Origin of the sequence: Ochrobactrum sp. Q0168, assembly GCF_016427605.1 — a bacterium.
In the GTDB taxonomy this organism is placed as follows: domain Bacteria; phylum Pseudomonadota; class Alphaproteobacteria; order Rhizobiales; family Rhizobiaceae; genus Brucella.
Window position 1 is genome coordinate 1 of the sequence record NZ_JAELXQ010000010.1, and the last position, 14,545, is coordinate 14,545.

A 14,545-nucleotide genomic window follows, 5' to 3' on the forward strand; every position below is an offset into this window, starting at 1 on the left:
TGAAGCGATAGATTGTTTCTGCACACAGACGTATCGCGCTCACACCATGGCTAACCAATCGACCGCAGATCTGTTCCGGCGACCAATGGGCTTCCAATTGTTCAATGACAAACTTGCGCAGCTCTGGATAACGTCTGAGCTTGCGCAACCGTGTTCTCCGGTCTTTGCTGATGTTGTCGGCAACAACGCTATGATAGCCATTATAGTCTGGTATCTCCGTGTCCCGAAAGCTGTTGCGCTTGATCTCGCGATAGATCGTCGAGCGATGACGACCCATCAGCCGCGCTATATCGCCGAGAGGGACTTTGAGCTGTTTAAGCTCGAAAAGACGGCGACGTTCACGCAAAGTGATCTGTGAATAGCAATTCGACATCCAATTTCCTCCATGGCTAACATCATGAATTCATTGGCATGTTGCAGTTTAAAATAGAATGTACCCGGCTACACAATTGGGTCACATAATCTATCTTATGGAACTTTAGGAAAGCCTGAGTGCGCACCGCAGCTGATCAGATAACTCTTTCAGCTTTAACCCATCGCAACGACTTCAGTTCGGTTGCGTCCGTTATTCTTTGCAGCGTACAGTGCTTTATCTGCACGTATCATCACATCATCAAATTTGGTCGGCGCATTCCGTGTCACCAGTCCAATCGAAACCGTCACAGATATGGACACATTTTCTATCGCGAAACTGCTCTCAGCAACTGCATTGCGGATATGTTCCGCCGCTATTTCGGCGTCCAGACTACTTTTCTCTCCAAAGATGATAACGAATTCCTCACCACCAGTCCGAGCGATGAAGTCGTCTGCTTCCAGGACACTTTTCAATCTCTGTGAAAGAGTTTGTAGGACAAGATCGCCTGCAAAATGGCCATAGGTATCATTGATGGATTTGAACCAGTCAATGTCCAGAACCGCTACTGCGCGATGCCTCGAATTCTCGTCGTTGGCTTCGATAATTGATGTACCATAAGCGATCAGTGAGCGCCGGTTCGGAAGATCAGTCAAATAATCGCGAGACGCGGCATTCTGCCAACGGCGCTTCACCTGATCGGAGCACATCAGCAGAAATGTTGTTGTCCCCATAACAGGCAGTACCGATAAGAAGACAGGCGTGACACTATTCATCCAATGGGTGTTATCTGCGATTGTGAAGTTTGCTTTCGTATCCAGCGACACATATAAAATCGCGCGCAGTATCGTCGTGAACGCGGCCATCATATAGATGACCGACATTGCAAACCGGCTTCGGGATTGATACTCCGCCGAATGTTCTTTGCTGATCAGAATTGACGTGGATGCAAGCATAATGATGGCCCAGAGAACCGATACTATGACCACACGTGCTTTGATATCTGGGACGTAAACTACATAGTAGAGAAATGCGAGCATTCCAAAAAGCGGCACCAACAACACATTTGAGTAAAGTGGCAAGCCGTGAAACCTTCTTATGGCAAGATGATACATGCTGAGCGCCGTAACCAGAACCACATTGGCGACAATGACAGTGAGATCTTTGGGCAAGTAAACTTCGGCTGCAAAAATCCCGCAGCCTAATGCCACAAGAAGCGTTGCCCACTGCCAAATACGGGCGGCTGGTCGCAGAGCGGCAGGAAAATCCGAAAGGATGGCACTCAGAACGCCACCATTTGCGAGAATGATCAGCATGACTGTGATATAAACTGATTTTGCGTCCATGCCCCGCCCTCTTCGATACTGAAGAAGTCGAAATGCTCCCCAGGTCGCCGGAATGCTTTATATTAAATGTGCTTATTTTCCCAAATCGAATTCAAGATAGCAAGTAGTGCCTAAACGATACTAACAAATATAATGTAGAGCGCGCTCATTGATAAATGCATAAGAATTGATAATTGCAGTATCGTAGAGTGACGCGTCGGCCTTTACCTGTTCAGCATTTTCCGCATTTGTTGATTTTCGGTGTTGAGCTTTTGGGCCAGTTGCCGTTTTAGCGTGGTATTTTCTGCTTCAAGCGCAGCCAGTTCATCCAATATGTCAGCTGAGGCTTTGGAAACTGGCTTGGCTTTCATCGGCTTGTCAGCAATCGGCTTCAAGCGACGGGGAGTATTGGTTTTTTTCTTGGCAGGGACGGGAGAAACCTTGGCTTCAACTGCGGCAGGCACTTCCGGTTCTGGCGAGGCTATGCTCACTTTTGTGGCGACAGGTTCTGCCATATCGACAACGAGAATCTTGGGCTCAGTCTTGGCTTCTATCCGTGGCGTTGGCGCGTGGACAAGTGCGGCTGGCTCATTGTCTATCGGGGAGACGGCAGGTGTTACCTGATCGGCAGATATTGGCGCCTTGGCATCCTCTTCCACTTCCCGTGCAATCGACTTCAGATCAAGGTTGCCCCAAAGCGCATTGCCGCTCTTGCGCGCACGCCGGTTCTTATATTCAACGACAACATTGCGGATTGGATTCTTCATCCGAAAATAGCTTTCTCAATCAAATTCCGTGGAGGTGCCCCGACAGGTGCTGTGCTCTACCTACAGATTTAAACCTCAGTTTTCAACAATCAATCCTGCTTCATAATAGATCGTCTCATCATCCTTATGTGAGGGCATCTCTTCACAAATTGTCAAAGTAATGGCACTTATAGTTGCATTAAGCATTGTCCCATATATTCGGCAACCGGAAAGCTGACCCGAGTATCAATTCAGGAGAAACTGAACATGGCTGATGAAACCATTGTAGAAGCAAACCAGACCGCAGCAGCAGAGCCTGTGAGCGCCAAGCCGAAAACCCGCGCACCGCGCAAGAAGGCTGAGCCTAAAGCTGCGGCCGCCAAGCCGGCTGTAAAGGCCGCCAAGGCTCCCAAAGCAAAAGCTGCACCCAAGGCCGCCAAGGTTGTTGCAGCCGTAGCAGCCCCGGCTGGCCGCAAGGTGAAGAAATATACGCCAGCTGAACGCGCCTCCATTCTTGCTTCGGTTGAAAAGGCCACCAAGGGCGGCAAGACCACGCTGAAGGCTGCATTGCAGCATGCTGAAGTCAGCGAGCAGACCTATTACAACTGGAAGAACGCTGCTGGGAAGACGGCAGCTCCGACAGCCGCAAAGGCATCACCGACGAGCGACGATCTGAAGGCGCTTGTAGCACTGGAAGCTGAAAACCTGAAGCTGCGCAAGGAACTGGCTGCAAAGCTTCGCTCCGAAAACACCGAATTGCGCAAGCGTCTCGGCAAGGCATAACAAACACACTATCGGGACAACCCCTGCCCCGAACCTGACCTAACCTATCAGTGCACATCGCGCTGAACGAAACGAACAAACAGGTGGCCTGCTAAAATGCAGACCACCTGTTTTCGTTTCACTATCTTCTGCGAAATAACCTTGGGAAGAGTGTATTATGGTTCTGTTACTCCTCCCGAATGCTGTTCCAAGTGTCAGTAGCACCGAGGCTGACATTGATCGATCATTTCAGCCCTCCCGGTAGAGTTGCGGAAACAGACATTCAACAAACTTGGCTGCTGTTGGCCGTGGCTCATGATTGGCAAGTCCAGGTCGCTCATTAGCCTCGACAAAGATGTATTCCGGTTTGTCCGGTTGCTTGATCATGAAGTCGATGCCGACCACGGGAATATTGATTGCACGTGCGGCACGGCAAGCAGCATCAACAAGCTTTGGATCGACAACCGACGTCACGTCATGGATGGTTCCACCTGTATGCAGATTGGCCGCCTTGCGCACGGTGATCTCACGACCGTCATCAAGCACGCTATCGAGCGACAAACTTTGTTCCTGAAGGCATCTCTTCGTTTCGGTGTCGATAGGAATGCGACTTTCACCACCAGTAGCGGCAGCCCGTCGACGTGATTGAATTTCGATGAGTTTTCGCACCGTCGTCTTTCCGTCACCCACCACACGTGGAGGTCGACGCACTGCTGCTGCGACCAGCTCATAGTTGATGATGACCAACCGTAAATCTTCACCCTCGAAGCAGGCTTCCAGTAACACGCGATCACAAACAGTACGAGCCTGTTTGATCGCCGTCTGCAGGTGCTTCATGTCTGAGATGCCGACAGAAATGCCCCGCCCCTGTTCTCCGCGCGCCGGCTTGACGACAAGTTTCCCGTGTTGGCGCAAGAAAGATTCTTGCGTTTCAACGCTTTCGTCTGCGGAAATCTGTGCAGGAACGACCAGCCCCGCTTTTTCAACGACACGCCTTGTCACGGCTTTATCGTCGCAGATCGACATGGCAACACCGGATGTCATCTCTGACAGGCTTTCGCGACAGTGAACGGAACGGCCGCCATAAGAAAGACGAAAGAAGCCGCCTTCAGCATCTGTAACATCAACTTGCACACCCCTGCGCATTGCCTCATCGACAATGATCCGCGCATAGGGATTGAGTGCTTCTACCGCTTCGAGGCGGGACGCAAAAAACTTTTCATTGATCGCGTTTTTGCACTTCACTGCAAAGAGCGGAACACGATTGAAACCAAGCTTTTCATAGAGCCGAATGGCGTTCTCATTGTCGTGTAACACAGACAAATCCATATGACGCAACCCACGCGCCTGAAAGTGTTCGGCAAGCATACGCACCAGCTTTTCACCGATGCCGGGCTGGCGTGCCTGTGGGTGAACGGCAAGGCACCAAAGCGAAGCTCCGCGGTCCGGATCGTCGAACAGGCGCTGATGGTCAATGCCTGTCACCGTGCCGACAATTTCGCCAGTGGCATCGTCCTGAGCGACAAAATAGGTGACTGCACGGTTTACACGCTCTGCAGAAAAGAAATCAGCTCGAAGCTGAACCATGCCGCACGCGGCGTAAACTCCGTTGATGCCGTCCGCATCAATTTCCGAAATGGCGCGGCGAATGGTGACGCCGCGCGTGCGGCGTCCTCCGGCCCGATAAGTCGACAGTTCCAGACGATAGGTGTGCGAAGGATCAAGAAAAATCTCGTGGGGTGCAAGTGACAACAGCACGTGCGGATCGCTGACATAAAATAAAATATCGCGGCTTGCCGGGGCCTCCGCTCGCATCGCGTCGACAATGGCCTGATTGCTGTCAAATGTCTGCGCAAACAACAGTCGCCCCCAACCGCAATCGAGGGTCACATTGTGTTGTCTGCTATCAGCTTCTACCTTGTTGGCGCCATGCGAATGCTCCTGGTAAAATCCAGCGCTTTCCGGCGTGCGCAAGCGTGTCAGACGATGCGAAAGAGCCTTACCGCCCCTGACTTTCTGCCGGGTCATTTGTTCCTCACCATGATTTCGCATTCATGCCTCCTGCGTCTGGAGCCACATTTCCAGCAGTCCTGCTTGCCACAGCTCCGACCCGCGCAGAGGCGTGATGTGGTCTGATGGGTTGGCGAACAAGCGCTCAAGATAGTCACGCTGGAAAAGACCGCGCTCGCGCGCCTTCTGGGATGACAATGCATCGCGCAGCATATCGAGATAGGGCCCGGCGATATATTTGAGCTGCGGTACCGGGAAATAGCCCTTCTTGCGATCAATGACTTCGCTTGGGATGACTTTCCGGGCAACGTCCTTGAGAATGCCTTTACCGCCATCGCGTAGCTTTTCTTCTGGCGGAATGCGCGCTGCTAGCTCTACCAATTCGTGGTCCAGGAAAGGCACACGCGCTTCCAGTCCCCACGCCATCGTCATGTTATCAACGCGCTTGACCGGATCATCCACGAGCATCACATTGGTGTCGAGCCTCAGTGCACGGTCAACAGGCATATCGGCACCGTCCTCAAGCAACTTCTCTTCGAGAAGCGCCTGACTGTAATCCTGCTCAGGCATCCAGTCTGCGGACAATTGTGTGGCAAGCACAGCATGCGTGCGGTCGCGAAAGCCCTCGGCATAGTCACGGACCACATCGTTGGAATCCACAAGCGGCGGATACCAGTGATAGCCGCCGAAAACTTCGTCAGCACCCTGACCGGACTGGACAACCTTGATGTGTTTCGACACTTCTTTTGAGAGAAGGTAGAAGCCGACATTGTCATAGGAAACCATCGGCTCCGACATGGCAGCGATCGTTCCGGGCAAAGCGTCCATAAGGTCCGCTGACGGAACGAAGATTTTGTGATGGTCCGTTCCGAAGTGCTTGGCTATGAGGTCCGAATAGACGAATTCGTCGCCCTTCTCACCATTGGCTTCTTCGAAACCGACAGAAAAGCTCATAAGACCAGTCTGGCCTGCTTCCGCCAGCAAGCCTACGATGAGGCTGGAATCCACGCCGCCCGAAAGAAGAACACCGACTGGAACGTCTGAAATCATGCGCCTTTTGACTGCCAGGCGGAGCATGTCCAACAGTTGTTCCTGCCATTCCTCCCGGCTCAGCGCGTTGTCACCCGGCAGGCGGCGATAAGGAGCTTGCCAATAGATGCGATCTTTGAAACTGCCATTGGCCTCATAAATACGCATCGTTGCTGGGGGCAGCTTGCGTACGCCTTCATAGATCGTACGCGGTGGCGGCACGACAGCGTGAAAGCTCATGTAATTGTGGAGCGCAGCACGATCAATTGAGGTATCCACGCCGCCAGCCTTTACCATTGCTGGCAACGAAGATGCAAAGCGCAACACGCCGTTGACCTCGGAGAGATAGAGCGGCTTTATCCCGAAACGATCGCGGGCAAGAATGATCCGTCCCGTATCCCGTTCGTGGATTACAAAAACGAACATGCCTAAAAACCGAGAGACGCAGTTTTCTCCCCAGGCGTGCCAAGCCTTCAGGATCACCTCGGTATCTCCATCGGAAAAGAAGTGATAACCCTTCGCTTCAAGCTCTGCGCGCAACTCACGGAAATTGTAGATACATCCGTTGAAAACCAATGTCAGACCTAGATCTGCATCGATCATGGGTTGCTGTGATTTTTCGGAAAGATCGAGAATTCTCAGTCTTCTGTGACCGAAGCCTATATTGCCCCGGATGACGATACCAGATGCGTCGGGCCCTCGGGGACTCAAAACATCTGCCATTTTCGAGACTGCCGAAACCGATGGCGTGCCGCCATCGAACCTGACTTCTCCGCAAATTCCACACATAAAAAGGGTCGAAACCTCCATTGTCATAACGAGAGCGCATCTGTGACCGTAACGCCGTCAAATCCGCTTCGTCTCTTTGCACAGCCCGAAAACTGCTTGCTATATCTGCGGGCTATGCCCTCACGAATGGGGCCGTCGCGTTTGTTTTGGCGGCGGCCCTCCCAGTTGCAAATGCAACAGCGCCGGGATGGTTCCCATTTTTATCGGCTTTTCCTAAACCTTTCCGACGACGGTCGTGGCCTTTGAAAGCATATAATCTTCGGCGGAAACCATATGTTCGTAAGCGATCAGCCGGGCATCCTCCCGTCTGTTATCGATAAGAGCGGCCAGCAGACGATGTTGAAAAACCAGCCCAGCTTCACGAGACGCAGGCGTTGGATCCGCATAGATGGCGCGGGCAACAGGCAAGTTGCGCAAAAGATGGTGAGTGAGCCCGGAAACGAAGCCCAGCAGCCGGTCTGGACATTGTTGCGCTAACAGTGAATGGAAATCCAATTCGGCCACGCGCTGTTGATATTGATCGTCCAGATCGACAGGCGGGCGATCATAAAGACGTATGGTGTTCTCAAGTTGAACAATATCACCATGTGTGAGCTTGCCCGCCAGCAATGCCGCAATTTCCGGTTCCAGCAACTTGCGTATCGAGTAGATTTCGCTCAAGCTAGGCTGATCGAAGAAGAAAAAACTGCCCAGCATTTCCATGGCATGTCGCGCCGATGGCTCCGCCACAAATGCACCCCCGCCCGGCCCGCTTCGCGTATAGATAAGCCCTTGCGTTTCAAGTGCTTTCATGGCCTCTCGAACCGTGCCCTTCGCAGCTTTAAACTGGTCGATCAGCTCCTTTTCCTGTGGAAGGCGGTCACCAGGCTTCAATGTTTTGGCTCTGATGAAATCCTTGATGCGGTCCGCAATTTCTTCCGGCCTGCGCTTGGGCCTTGTTGCCTTCGCGCTTACACGCTCCAGTGTTTCGCCGCTGTTTTTAAGGCCCGTTTTGACCATGCCACTTCTACTCTTTCCTGATGCGTGGTGCGCTATCCAGCAATTGTCGCGTATAGGCGTGTTGCGGGTGATCGAAAAGATCGCGAACGGGAGCCTCTTCCACAATTTCCCCGAAATACATCACTGCCACCCGATCCGAAATGGCCTCTACAACAGCAAGATCGTGACTTATGAAAAGATAGGACAGATCGAATTCCCGCTTAAGCTCATCTAGCAACAAGAGAACCTGAGCTTGTACCGAAACATCAAGAGCGCTGACTGGCTCATCAAGCACGACAATCTCGGCTTCCGCTGCGAGCGTACGCGCTATCGCAATACGCTGTGCCTGTCCGCCTGAGAACTCATGCGGATAGCGTTCCAGCGTGTCTTTGGGCATTTGCACCGCATCGAGCAATTGTAACATTTTCTTTGTGCGCTGCGCTGTGTCGTATTTGCCGAGAAGCTTGAGCGGAACGTCTAGGATCTGTTTGATGGTTTTACGCGGATTGAGCGAGGCGACGGGGTCTTGAAAGACATATTGAATGACCTTGCCGAATGCACGCGCGCCCGATCTACGCAAATCAGTCGCATCGCGGTCAGCGATTTTCATGGTCCCGCTTGTCGGTTCCGTCAGCCCCACAAACATGCGCGCAAGCGTACTCTTTCCCGAGCCGCTTTCGCCTACCACGGCAAGGGTTTCACCTCGCCGCAGATCAAGAGACACTTTTTTGACTGCATCGACCTGATGGCGTTTCCTGCCAAAGAGAGTTCGCCCACCACCAAATGTCTTGGTAAGCTCCCGTGCACTGATTGCAATTTCACTCATGCTTTTATGCCTTTATTCTCACGTCCGAAGACTTTGGCTACCTTTTCGAGAAAGCTCGGGCCTTGTCCGAGTTCCGGCACGCAAGCAATGAGCCGGCGCGTATAGTCATGCCGCGGATTGGATAAGACCGCCCTCGCCGTACCTGTCTCGACAATCTCGCCATCCTTCATCACCGCAACGCGGTCGCAGATTTCTGAAACGACCCCAAAGTCATGGGTGATAAACAACAATGCTATGCCGCGTTCGCGTTGCAACTCACGCAGCAGATCAAGAATTCGTGCCTGCACAGTCACATCCAGCGCCGTCGTTGGCTCGTCTGCGATGATGATATCGGGGTCATTGGCGAGAGCCATCGCAATGCCGACACGTTGGCGTTGCCCCCCGGAAAGCTGATGCGGATAGTGACTGGCGCGTTCTCTGGCGTCTGGAATACCAACCTTCTCAAGCAGGGCTATTGCTTGTTCGCGTCGCTCGGCTGCGGTGAGGCGACGATGCGCTCCAATAGCTTCCTCAACCTGCCATCCAATGGAATACATCGGATGCAGTGTCGTCAGCGGATCCTGAAACACATAGGCCACTTTGTTTCCGCGAAGGATCGTAAGTTCCGTTTCCGGAAGGGAAAGAACGTCCCTGCCCTCCAGAAATATCGAGCCGTTGCGAATAAGCCCGGGCGGCGATGCCACCAGCCCCATGATGGAAAGTGCTGTAACGCTTTTACCTGAGCCGCTCTCTCCAATGAGGCCGAGACACTCGCCCTTGTGCAACTTGAGAGAAATATTCTTCACTGCAGGCGTGAAACGTCCACCGCTGACGAAACCAGTTTCCAGAGCCTCAACCGACAATACCGCATCGTCGGGCGCGTCGGATTTCGTGGCGCGATCACGGGCTATCTCAGTTCTGGCACCGGGGCGTGCAAGCGCTCCAGACCGCAGGCGAGGATCGAGTATATCGCGTACGCCGTCACCAAGCACATTCAAGCTGATCACAAGCAGGAAGATCATCAGGCCCGGGACTATGGAGACATGCGGTGCATTGAAAAGCTGCGCCCTGCCTTCACCCAGCATCGATCCCAGATCAGCTTGTGGAGGTTGCGCGCCCAGACCGAGAAAACTGAGCCCTGCCGTTTCGAGGATCATCCAACCGGCAGTCGTCGACATGGTGATAACGATCACCGGCATGACATTTGGAAGAACCTCGCTCGCCAGGATCGAGAGTGGGCTTTTACCGGAAAGCTGCGCCGCATCGATGAATTCTCGATGGGCAAGACCTAGCGTAACACCACGGACATTGCGTGCAAAAAACGGGATATTGACGACCGCTATTGCGAAAAGCGCATTCATCAAACCGGGTCCAAGGACAGCTACAATCGCCAAGGCAAGCAATATGTAAGGAAATGCCATGAGCATATCGATGCCGCGCATCATCAGATTGTCGGTGCGTCCACCGACAAAGCCAGCGACAAGGCCAATGCAAGAACCGAGGATGGCCGCTATTAAAGTGGCGGCAAAGCCGACCGCCACCGACACGCGTGTACCCCAGATAACCCGGCTTAGAATATCCCGGCCCAGTTGATCCGTACCGAGCAAGTGGCCGGACGTGAATAAAGGCTGCAAACGTGTCGCGGGTGATGTAGCATCTGGATTTGGCAACGGCAGCATGGGTGCTGCCAGAACAACAAGGCAGATTGCTATCAACAGGAAGAATCCGAAAGCAGCCAACCGGTTACTCATGAGTAGTCCCCATGAGGTCAGACGTATCGGCGCGGGACCCGCCGCGGTTTGTGTCAGCAAACTCATGAACGAATCCTCGGGTCAAGCATGGTCTGGAGAATATCGGCAACCAGATTGAAGATGACGTAGCTTGCAGCCACCACAAGAACACCACCTTGCACCAGCAGGATATCGCGTGTGGAAATGGCCTTCACCAACATCGCGCCGATGCCAGGCCACTGAAATACAGTTTCGATATAAACCGCACCGCCAAGGACAAAACCGGCTTGTATGCCGATGACGGGAATAACACTGACAAGGGCAGCGCGAAACGCATGGCGGTAGATCACCCGTCGCTCGTTAAGCCCCTTGGCGCGAGCCGTGCGGATATAGTCTTGTCGCAAGACTTCCAGCATCGCGCTGCGTGTCAATCGCGCGATAACGCCGGCCGCCACAACGGCAAGCGTTCCTGCCGGTAAAATCAGATGCCAGAGCAGGTCCCTCAGATCACCGCCGCCATAAACGGCATACATTCCCGAAGCCGGCAGCACCCGCCAATGAACTGCGAAGAGATAAATCAGCAATAGGCCGAGCCAGAATGATGGAATCGAAATTCCGGCCAGAACCACGAAGGTTATTGCACGGTCGACCCAGCCGAACTGGCGGACAGCTGAGACAATCCCCGCCAGCAATCCCACGATGGAACACAGGAAGAGCGCCACACCAGCCAGGATCAGTGTAGCGTGAAATCGCTCCAGAACTTCATCAAGGACAGGCCTGTTGAGCACAAAGGAACGACCAAAATCGCCATGCAACAGATTGCCGATCCAGATAAAATATTGCTGCACCAGCGGCTTATCCAGACCAAGATCGCGGTTGACCCGCTCAACGTTTTCAGGCGTCGCATAGGAGCCAAGCAATGCGGTAGCCGTGTCGCCGGGGATCATGGCCATCACGAGAAAAACGATGATTGAAAGCCCCAGTAAGACAGGGACGACCGCGGCAAGACGCTTTAGAATATAGGCTGGCATTTCAAGCCCTCCTGTATGTCATGGGAAATTGCTGCCGTGAACTTCGGCAAACGGGCTTGAGGCTTACTCCTTTGTCACGTTTTTCAGATGCAGCAGGAAGGACGGTTGCAGCTTGAAGCCTTTGACAGTCGCTGTTGTGACCGCATTCTGCTTCCAGTTGGCCACAAAAAGCCACGGCGCATCGTCATGCACGATTGCTTGGACCTCGCCGTAGAGCTTGCCCCGTTTAGCCTGATCGGTTGAAGTGCGCGCCTTTTCGAGAAGTGTGTCCAGTTGCGGGTTGGAGTAATAACCGGAATTAAAACCGCCCTTGTCCGGCAAGGCATCCGTACGCAACGTCAGATATGGAACAGTGTCGGGATCATTGGTCATCCACGCCATTTCCGCCATATCGGCTTTGCCATCGAGACCCGTGTTGACGCGGCCCAGAAACGTGTTCCATTCATAGGTTTCGATTTTCACCTTGAACCCAACGGCCTGAAGATCAGCCTGTATTGCTGCTCCCATGGTGATGGGATCAAGCATACCGGAACCGCCCTCCGTCACATAAAATGTAATCTCCGGATTGGTGACGCCTGCTTCCGCCAGCAGTGCTTTGGCCTTTTCTGGATCATAGGGATAAGGCTCTGTATTGTCTTCCACCCAGTTGAAAGCAGGTGGAATGGGGCCGGCCGCCACAGTTGCCGAGCCTTGCAGAACATTGTCGACGAGCGCTGACTTGTTGACGGCGTAATTTGCGGCCTGACGCACTTTTTTATCCGCGAAAGGCCCCGTTTTTGCATTCAGAATCGTGAACCAGACATGAGGTCCTGCCTGCTCTGCAACGGCGAAGTTCCCGTCCAGTTTGAAGGTTGCGAGGTTGTCTGGCGGGACCTCCACCATGACATCAAGACCACCAGCCATCATCTCCGCGACGCGGGTATTTGGATCGGTAATCGGGCGGAATACGATGGCTTCCAAGGCTGGCGCACCATCCCAATAGTCGGGATTCCGTTCCACCACAACGCGTTGACCGGATTGCCATTCGGCAAATTTGAACGGACCTGTTCCCGATGGATGGCGCCCAAATTCCTTACCGTATTTCTTCACGGCTTCAGGCGACACGATCAGACCGGTTGGGTAAGCCAGATTGGACAGGAACGGCGCAAATGGCTCCTTCAGTTTGAACTCGACTGTTGCCGGATCAATCGCATTGACCGCTTCAATCGACGAGAAATTGAAGGAGAGCGGGAACGGCCCCGTGTTGTAGAATGGGTGATCCTCCTTCAGCATCCGGTCGAAGTTGAACTTCACTGCTTCAGCGTTGAAATCGGACCCGTCATGAAATTTGACACCCTGACGCAGCTTGAAGCGATAGATTTTACCGTCATCCGAAATTGTCCAGCTTTCAGCGAGTGCCGGTTCAACCTCAAGCGTTCCATCCTTATAGCGCACGAGACCGTCATACATATTCACGAGAACACGGAAATCATTGGTCGCCGTCACCGTATGGGGATCGAGCGATTGCGGCTCAGCAATCTGTCCCACGATCAGCACGTTTGGCGGCGTTTGAGCCAGCGACGGCATTGCTGATCCTGCAATTGCGAGCGTCATTGCCGCCAGCGCAGCACGAAATAATCTTCTCATAGAGCGATCCCCTTTCGTTATGCCAATTAGCTAACTCTAATTTATAGGCATAAAATCGATGGGATCAATGAATTATCATAATAAATTTCCAACCGAAGAAAATGCTGGGCCTCAGCTGGCCCGCAATATCAGGTGATTTTTTGCTATTCGGCAGGCGTGTCTTCTGGCTTCAAGTCCTGCTCGGCTTTGGTCGATTTCTGATGCGTGAAGCCCTTCAATCCCTTGGCGGTTTCCTCGGCATCGCGCTTTATTTCCACGTCGCTCATAGCGTAATGAACGGCCAATTTTGCAATCGACGTCAAAGCGCTCAAATGAATGCGCTCATATCCGTGAGACGCGTCCACACCGAACGTCAATAGCGCCGTGCGCACGTCATGTCCTGCTTCAACAGCGGAAGCGGCATCGGAACGATAGTAACGGAACACATCTTTCTGCACCTGAATTTCGTGCTGGCCGCAAAGCTCGTAGAGCTTCTTGGTCAGGTGATAATCGAACGGACCGGTCTGGTCAGCCATCGCAAGCGTTACGCCAAATTCGGATGAGTTCTGCCCTGGCGCGGTGGTTCCGTTGTCGATGGCAACGAGAGAGGCAATATCGGGAACCACCACAGCCGATGCGCCGACACCCACTTCTTCACCGATCGTGAAAAGCCAATAGGTGTCTACGGGCGTTTCGACAGCAGCTCGCTGCATGGCTTCAAGTGAGGCCAGCATGATGGCCACGCCTGCCTTGTCATCGAGATGACGAGACACGATGAAGCCGTTATCGATAAACTCCGGTGCAGGATCGACAGCTACAATATCACCGACATCAATGCCAAGCTGAACAAGGTCGTCCTTATTGCGCGCCAGTGCATCGACCCGCAATTCGACATAGGGCCAGCCGACCGGCTGGCTATCCACTTCTTCATTGAAAGTGTGACCGGATGCCTTCAACGGCAGGATTGACCCGCGATAGGTTCCCTTGCCGGAAAAGATGGACACCCGCGCGCCTTCCGCGAAGCGGGCAGACCAGTTTCCGATCGAGACCAGTTCAAGGCGGCCATTATCTTTCAAGTACTTAACCTGAGCACCTAATGTGTCGACATGGGACACTATGCCCCTAGCCGGGCGTCTGGAAACGCCTGGTCGGCGCGCCCGGATTGCACCCCGTCTGGTCAGAATAACCTCCAGACCGAGCATTTCCAGTTCACGTGCTACATAGCGGACGGCTTCATCTGTAAAGCCCGTTGGGCTTGGTATCGCAAGAAGCGCCTTGAGCCGTGCGACGAGATAGTCCTGATCAATGGAGATGGAATTTTGCATGACGCGAATGTCGCAGAATGCGGAAATATCGTCAACAATGCGGGGCCAACTTATCGTA

12 protein-coding genes are annotated in these 14,545 nt (G+C 53.2%); 1 reads left to right on the forward strand and 11 read right to left on the reverse strand.

The window, feature by feature from the left end; all coding sequences use genetic code 11:
- The 3 genes from JAU75_RS16450 to JAU75_RS16460 all read right to left on the reverse strand — a co-directional run.
- Positions 1 to 373, reverse strand: a 373-nt coding sequence (locus JAU75_RS16450; protein ID WP_199057573.1) for a helix-turn-helix domain-containing protein, incomplete at its 3' end; no start/stop codon positions are given.
- Between the two features lie 155 nt (positions 374 to 528).
- Positions 529 to 1,698: a GGDEF domain-containing protein gene (locus tag JAU75_RS16455; RefSeq protein WP_199057574.1), complete on the reverse strand. Its 1,170-nt coding sequence runs from the start codon at positions 1,696 to 1,698 to the stop codon at positions 529 to 531.
- Between the two features lie 203 nt (positions 1,699 to 1,901).
- Positions 1,902 to 2,444, reverse strand: a complete 543-nt coding sequence (locus JAU75_RS16460) for a hypothetical protein (RefSeq protein WP_199057575.1) — start codon at positions 2,442 to 2,444, stop codon at positions 1,902 to 1,904.
- A 246-nt stretch (positions 2,445 to 2,690) separates the two neighbouring features.
- Between JAU75_RS16460 and JAU75_RS16465 the strand changes: the two genes are divergently transcribed.
- The gene (locus JAU75_RS16465; RefSeq protein ID WP_199057576.1) at positions 2,691 to 3,206 is read left to right on the forward strand and encodes a transposase; all 516 of its coding nucleotides are present in this window, start codon (positions 2,691 to 2,693) and stop codon (positions 3,204 to 3,206) included.
- 228 nt (positions 3,207 to 3,434) lie between these two features.
- Here JAU75_RS16465 and ngg read toward each other — a convergent pair whose 3' ends face one another.
- The 8 genes from ngg to JAU75_RS16505 all read right to left on the reverse strand — a co-directional run bounded on the left by ngg (position 3,435) and on the right by JAU75_RS16505 (position 14,487).
- On the reverse strand, positions 3,435 to 5,237 hold the full coding sequence (gene ngg / locus JAU75_RS16470; protein WP_078340934.1) for an N-acetylglutaminylglutamine synthetase: 1,803 nt from the start codon (positions 5,235 to 5,237) through the stop codon (positions 3,435 to 3,437).
- Complete coding sequence (locus JAU75_RS16475) at positions 5,238 to 7,013, reverse strand: N-acetylglutaminylglutamine amidotransferase (RefSeq protein WP_199057577.1); 1,776 nt, start codon at positions 7,011 to 7,013, stop codon at positions 5,238 to 5,240.
- A 213-nt stretch (positions 7,014 to 7,226) separates the two neighbouring features.
- On the reverse strand, positions 7,227 to 8,012 hold the full coding sequence (locus JAU75_RS16480; RefSeq protein WP_199057578.1) for a GntR family transcriptional regulator: 786 nt from the start codon (positions 8,010 to 8,012) through the stop codon (positions 7,227 to 7,229).
- Between the two features lie 7 nt (positions 8,013 to 8,019).
- Positions 8,020 to 8,817: an ATP-binding cassette domain-containing protein gene (locus tag JAU75_RS16485; RefSeq protein ID WP_199057579.1), complete on the reverse strand. Its 798-nt coding sequence runs from the start codon at positions 8,815 to 8,817 to the stop codon at positions 8,020 to 8,022.
- Complete coding sequence (locus JAU75_RS16490; RefSeq protein WP_199057580.1) at positions 8,814 to 10,613, reverse strand: dipeptide/oligopeptide/nickel ABC transporter permease/ATP-binding protein; 1,800 nt, start codon at positions 10,611 to 10,613, stop codon at positions 8,814 to 8,816. Before JAU75_RS16490 ends, JAU75_RS16485 begins: the two co-directional genes overlap by 4 nt.
- Positions 10,610 to 11,557, reverse strand: a complete 948-nt coding sequence (locus tag JAU75_RS16495; protein WP_199057581.1) for an ABC transporter permease — start codon at positions 11,555 to 11,557, stop codon at positions 10,610 to 10,612. Before JAU75_RS16495 ends, JAU75_RS16490 begins: the two co-directional genes overlap by 4 nt.
- Before the next feature lie 63 nt (positions 11,558 to 11,620).
- The gene (locus JAU75_RS16500) at positions 11,621 to 13,183 is read right to left on the reverse strand and encodes an ABC transporter substrate-binding protein (RefSeq protein WP_199057582.1); all 1,563 of its coding nucleotides are present in this window, start codon (positions 13,181 to 13,183) and stop codon (positions 11,621 to 11,623) included.
- Between the two features lie 143 nt (positions 13,184 to 13,326).
- On the reverse strand, positions 13,327 to 14,487 hold the full coding sequence (locus JAU75_RS16505) for an osmoprotectant NAGGN system M42 family peptidase (protein WP_199057583.1): 1,161 nt from the start codon (positions 14,485 to 14,487) through the stop codon (positions 13,327 to 13,329).
- Between the last annotated feature and the right edge of the window lie 58 nt (positions 14,488 to 14,545).

Bases quoted from the DNA above. Each gene is read 5' to 3' on its own strand.
- JAU75_RS16455 (WP_199057574.1), bottom strand. From the start codon at position 1,698: ATGGACGCAAAATCAGTTTATATCACAGTCATGCTGATCATTCTCGCA.
- JAU75_RS16460 (WP_199057575.1), bottom strand. From the start codon at position 2,444: ATGAAGAATCCAATCCGCAATGTTGTCGTTGAATATAAGAACCGGCGT.
- JAU75_RS16465 (WP_199057576.1), top strand. From the start codon at position 2,691: ATGGCTGATGAAACCATTGTAGAAGCAAACCAGACCGCAGCAGCAGAG.
- ngg (WP_078340934.1), bottom strand. From the start codon at position 5,237: ATGCGAAATCATGGTGAGGAACAAATGACCCGGCAGAAAGTCAGGGGC.
- JAU75_RS16475 (WP_199057577.1), bottom strand. From the start codon at position 7,013: ATGTGTGGAATTTGCGGAGAAGTCAGGTTCGATGGCGGCACGCCATCG.
- JAU75_RS16480 (WP_199057578.1), bottom strand. From the start codon at position 8,012: ATGGTCAAAACGGGCCTTAAAAACAGCGGCGAAACACTGGAGCGTGTA.
- JAU75_RS16485 (WP_199057579.1), bottom strand. From the start codon at position 8,817: ATGAGTGAAATTGCAATCAGTGCACGGGAGCTTACCAAGACATTTGGT.
- JAU75_RS16490 (WP_199057580.1), bottom strand. From the start codon at position 10,613: ATGAGTTTGCTGACACAAACCGCGGCGGGTCCCGCGCCGATACGTCTG.
- JAU75_RS16495 (WP_199057581.1), bottom strand. From the start codon at position 11,557: ATGCCAGCCTATATTCTAAAGCGTCTTGCCGCGGTCGTCCCTGTCTTA.
- JAU75_RS16500 (WP_199057582.1), bottom strand. From the start codon at position 13,183: ATGAGAAGATTATTTCGTGCTGCGCTGGCGGCAATGACGCTCGCAATT.
- JAU75_RS16505 (WP_199057583.1), bottom strand. From the start codon at position 14,487: ATGCAAAATTCCATCTCCATTGATCAGGACTATCTCGTCGCACGGCTC.